At 71.0% G+C, this 4670-nt stretch carries 4 protein-coding genes; 2 read left to right on the plus strand and 2 right to left on the minus strand.

Annotation, left to right across the window (positions count from 1 at the left end; all coding sequences use genetic code 11):
- Positions 1-494: 494 nt before the first annotated feature.
- A complete protein-coding gene (locus ACFV4G_RS10310; protein ID WP_380438540.1) occupies positions 495-2015 on the plus strand; it encodes a sensor histidine kinase in 1521 nt (506 codons plus the stop codon).
- A gap of 442 nt (positions 2016-2457) precedes the next feature.
- Here the strand turns inward: ACFV4G_RS10310 and ACFV4G_RS10315 are convergent, their stop codons facing one another.
- Positions 2458-2709: a WhiB family transcriptional regulator gene (locus tag ACFV4G_RS10315; protein WP_014138019.1), complete on the minus strand. Its 252-nt coding sequence runs from the start codon at positions 2707-2709 to the stop codon at positions 2458-2460.
- A 370-nt stretch (positions 2710-3079) separates the two neighbouring features.
- A complete protein-coding gene (locus ACFV4G_RS10320) occupies positions 3080-4051 on the minus strand; it encodes a diacylglycerol/lipid kinase family protein (RefSeq protein ID WP_380438542.1) in 972 nt (323 codons plus the stop codon).
- A 50-nt stretch (positions 4052-4101) separates the two neighbouring features.
- Between ACFV4G_RS10320 and ACFV4G_RS10325 the strand changes: the two genes are divergently transcribed.
- A complete protein-coding gene (locus ACFV4G_RS10325; RefSeq protein WP_380438544.1) occupies positions 4102-4545 on the plus strand; it encodes a hypothetical protein in 444 nt (147 codons plus the stop codon).
- Positions 4546-4670: the final 125 nt, after the last annotated feature.

The following is a 4670-nucleotide window of genomic DNA, read 5'->3' on the forward strand; positions in this document are numbered from 1 at the left end:
CTCCCCGCTGCGCGGCCTGGTCAACGTGCTGCCCACCGGCCGCAACTTCTACTCCCGCCATACCCACACCCGGCCCCCCCCCCACCCCCGGGGGCCGGGGGGGCCGGTTCTTTGAGCGGCGGGACATGGTCGGGGTTCCCGGGGGCACCGCACCCGGAAAGCACTACGGGCCACGGCGCCGACACGGGACCCTCAACCCATGCGGCACCGCAGCCCGGAGCTGTCGTCGGGCACCGGAGTCGACCGAGAACTGTGCGGGGTCCTCGCTCGGTGGCGTCCGACCGAGGAGCGGCCGCGCGCGGTCAGGGCAGTTGCGCGGTGGGCCTCTCCTTGGTGCCCTTCCATTGTGGACTAGACCAATCTCGGTTGTCCAGGCCGCTCGGCACATTGGTCTAAACAACTCCCCGGGGTCGGCGCGGGGTCGGCGCGGGGCCGGCCGGTCCACTCCCCGGTCCGCCGCGCCCCCGCCCGACCGGCGGCGATACCCTCGCCATGTGCCCTCGCTGAACGAACTCGTCCGTCGCCACACCACCCTGACCGGAGCCGACGTGGACTGGCTCCACAACCTGGTCTCGGAGTGGCAGCTGCTGTCGGACCTCTCCTTCGCCGACCTCGTGCTGTGGATCCCCACCTGGGACGGCATCCGGTACGTCTCGGTGGCCCAGATGCGGCCCAACACCGGCCCGACCTCCTACCAGGACGACATGGTCGGCCACCTCGTCCCGCGGGGCCGCCGCCCGCTGCTGGACGCCGCGTTCGACGAGGGCCGGATCGTGCGCGAGGGCGACCCGGAGTGGCGCGAGGAGGTGCCCGTCCGGGTCGAGTCCATCCCGGTGCGGCGCGAGGGCAAGGTCCTCGGCGTGATCGCCCGCAACACCAACCTGCTGACCGTCCGCACCCCCAGCCGGCTGGAGCTCACCTACCTGCAGAGCGCCTCCGACCTCGCCCAGATGATCGCCGCCGGCAGCTTCCCGTACCCGGGCGTCGAGCAGGTCGACATGGACGCCGCCCCGCGCGTCGGCGACGGCCTGATCCGCCTCGACGCGGACGGCATCGTCACCTACGCGAGCCCCAACGCGCTCTCGGCCTACCACCGCCTCGGCCTCACCACCGACCTGGTCGGCAGCCACCTCGGCCGCGCCACCGCCGACCTCGTCCCGCCGTCGCGCGCGGCCGTGCACGAGGCGCTGGTGAAGCTGGCGAGCGGGTGGGCGCCGCGGCAGACCGAGATCGAGGTGCAGGGGGGAGTGGTGACCCTGCGGGCGATCCCGCTCAAGCCCAAGGGGACGCTGACCGGTTCGCTCGTGCTCTGCCGGGACGTCACCGAACTGCGGCGCCGCGACCGCGAGCTGATGACCAAGGACGCGACCATCCGGGAGATCCACCACCGGGTGAAGAACAACCTGCAGACCGTCGCGGCCCTGCTGCGGCTGCAGTCGCGCCGGATGGAGTCGGAGGCCGGCCGGGCCGCGCTGGACGAGGCGGTGCGCCGGGTCGGCTCGATCGCGATCGTGCACGAGACGCTCTCCCAGGCGCTCGACGAGCAGGTGGCCTTCGACGAGATCGCCGACCGGGTGCTCGCGATGGTGATGGAGCTGTCCCAGGACGGCCGGGTGGAGACCCGCCGCACCGGCAGCTTCGGCATCCTGTCCGCCGAGGTGGCCACCCCGCTGTCGATGGTGCTGACCGAACTGCTGCAGAACGCGCTGGAGCACGCCTTCGGTCCGAGCGCCTCCGGCCACCTGGAGGTCAGCGCGCTGCGCGGCCGGGCTCCGGCCACCGGCATGGGCTGGTCGGACAGCTGGAACGGCGGCGCCCGGCCGGAGGAGTACCTGCTGATCACCGTGCAGGACGACGGCCGGGGCGTGCCCGAGGGCTTCGACCCCCAGACGGCGGGCAACCTCGGCCTGCAGATCGTGCGCACGCTCGCCACCGGCGAGCTGGGCGGCACTTTCGACATGGTGGCCGGGCCGAACGGCGGCACCAAGGTGATCCTGGAGATCCCGGTGCGCTGACCCGATCCGCCGACCTGATCCGCCGACCCGATGGGTCGATGCGTGGTGGTGCGCGTCGGGGCGTGCGCCCGGCCGAAGCGCCGGGTGCGCACTCCGCGCGCCCCGGTGGCAGCCGGCAACCGGGCGCGGAAACAGAAACGAGGCCCTGTCGACCGGGGGGGGTGGGTCGACAGGGCCTCTCAACCCGTTCCGGCCGTCGGGGGGAGTCGGCCGGAACGGGGGCTCTGGGTGATGCGACACCGCTCGGTGCGTTGCACACGGTGAGCGCCTCAGCTCCACAATATTGCTCTAAGTGAACAGTATCAAGTGGCTGGACGGACCGGTGTCGCAGGACTTTGCCGAGCAAGGTCCTTTGTGCGGAAGGCTTCACCAGGAACTGCAGGGAAGCCTTTGATCATGTGTTGATCGGTACTGCGGTCACTGCTGGTACTACGGCGTGTGATCAGGCGGTGCGGGCGCGGTTGCGGGCGGCACGACGCTTCATCGCGCGACGCTCGTCCTCGCTCATGCCGCCCCAGACGCCGGCGTCCTGGCCGGTCTCAAGAGCCCACTGCAGACACTGCTCCATGACCGGACAGCGGCGGCACACGGCCTTGGCTTCCTCGATCTGCAGCAGAGCAGGACCGGTGTTCCCGATCGGGAAGAACAGCTCCGGGTCCTCTTCGCGGCAGACAGCGCGGTGGCGCCAGTCCATGGTCGTCCAACTCCTCCTGCCGACGGGGGTGGCCCTGATCGGCATAATCGATGGCTTGTGAATGTGAACGCTTTCACGAATCCCGCAACAGCAAAAGAGACCAAAGGCCCGCCGGGCCCGGGTGGTCTGTGCTGGGGAGGGATTCGGCGATTCGAGGGACGCCCCGCGGTCGGCCTCCGTCAGGTGCTGAGGTTGCCGTCGCTGCGATGTGTCCCGATCGCCATGTAGAGGTTCGCAAACCTCGGGCTCGGATACAACCCCCTTCGGGGAGGAATTTTTGATTCTTCGGTGTCGCCTAGCTCACAGCCAGTACTTCTATGGAGTGAAGGGGGCTTGTGCGTTCGAGAAGAAGGGCGAACCCCACTTCCGGTCACACAATCACACGCAGTGCCCGCCGTACGCCTGTGAAACTGACGCGACTCCTGTCTCCAAGATGGTCCCCGTCGACCTGAAACGGCACTGGTTCCTCTGAAACCAAGGTGAAGTGTCTGACGTCGTGATAGGAGACGACGTGCTTCCCGGAGGGCCCGGCCGACGGGGCGCCGTCGCTCGAAGGCGCGTACGACCGCAGGATCTGACGGACCGTTCGAGCAGTACCGAACGCGGTCATCCGGGTGATGCCGAAGACGTCGAGATCCGTGTCGAAGGAGGCGAGCGGCGAGGGGTAGACCGGGCGGTTGCCCAGGAACGTCCACGGCGACGTGTTGCTGACTATCGCCAGCACCAGGCCCGGAACGGCCTCGTGGCCCGGCAGGCGAAGGGCCACCGGGCCGGAACGGCGCTGCTCACGCTGGGTGATGTAGTGCCGGACCGCCTGGCCGATGTAGAGGGCGTGGGTGGACTTGCGCCCGGCCCTGCGCTGCTCCTCGACCCGGCCGACCACCCCGGCGTCGAAACCGAGGCCGGCGGTGAAGGTGAACCAGCGGTCCGGCAGTCCGCCGGTCATCGCCTTGCCCAGGCCGATCGGGCGCTCGCGCCCGTGCTCCAGCGCGTTCAGCAGCGCCCCGGTGGCCTCCACCGGATCGTTGGGCAGGCCCAGCGCGCGGGCGAACACGTTGGTCGAACCGCCCGGCACCACGGCCAGTCGCGGGACCTTCTCGCCCGGGCCGTGCGACAGCAGCCCGTTCACCACCTCGTTGACGGTCCCGTCGCCGCCCAGTGCCACCACCAGGTCGACCGTGCCGTCCTCCGCGGCCTCGCGGGCCAGGTCGCGCGCGTGGCCGCGGTAGGCGGTCTCCGCCACCTCCAGCTTGAGGTCGCTGCGCAGGGCGTGGATCAGTACGTCCCTGGTGCGGCCACTGGTGGTGGTGGCCTTTTGGTTCACGACCAGGAGAGCGCGCATGGGGAAAGCCTACGGGTCGGTACGGACCAACCGGCGGCTACCCTGCTGGAGTGACCGCAGAATCCTCCGCCCCCGTACCCCCGGCGTCCGCGCCCGCGGCCGGCCGGGCCCGCCCGGTCGCCCTGACCGCCGGTGCCGCCATCACCGCCCTGGAGGGCGCCGCGCTGGCCGTCGTCGGCGTCTCGGACATGGTGTCCGCGCTGTCCGGCCAGGCCAAGCAGCTCGCCCTGAACGAGTTCGGCGGCGCGGTCATCGTGCTGCTCGGCGTGCTGCCGGTGCTGGCGGCCCTGGCCCTGCTCAAGGGGCGCCGCTGGGGCCGCAGTCCGGCGGTGCTGACCAACTCGATCTGCCTGCCGGTCGCCTACTACATGGTGAAGAGCGGCGGCGCGATGATCGGCGTCGGCGTGCTGGTCGGCCTGCTCGGGCTCGCGGGCATCGTCGCGCTGCTGAGCCCGAAGACGACGGCGGTCCTGTACGCCGAGCACGAGGGCTGAGCGCGCAGGACCGCCGGACGGGGGGGGGGGGCGCGGGGGCGGCGGCGGCCGGCGCCGACGCGCCGGCGGTCCAGAGAGTCTGCGAGCCGACGAGGCGCGGGGGCGCGAGCGCGAGCGAGAGGAGA

The organism is Kitasatospora sp. NPDC059747 (assembly GCF_042732955.1).
Classification (GTDB): domain Bacteria; phylum Actinomycetota; class Actinomycetes; order Streptomycetales; family Streptomycetaceae; genus Kitasatospora.

Excerpts from the sequence above, each read along its gene's own strand:
- ACFV4G_RS10315 (WP_014138019.1), bottom strand. The coding sequence starts at position 2,709 with ATGGACTGGCGCCACCGCGCTGTCTGCCGCGAAGAGGACCCGGAGCTG.
- ACFV4G_RS10320 (WP_380438542.1), bottom strand. The coding sequence starts at position 4,051 with ATGCGCGCTCTCCTGGTCGTGAACCAAAAGGCCACCACCACCAGTGGC.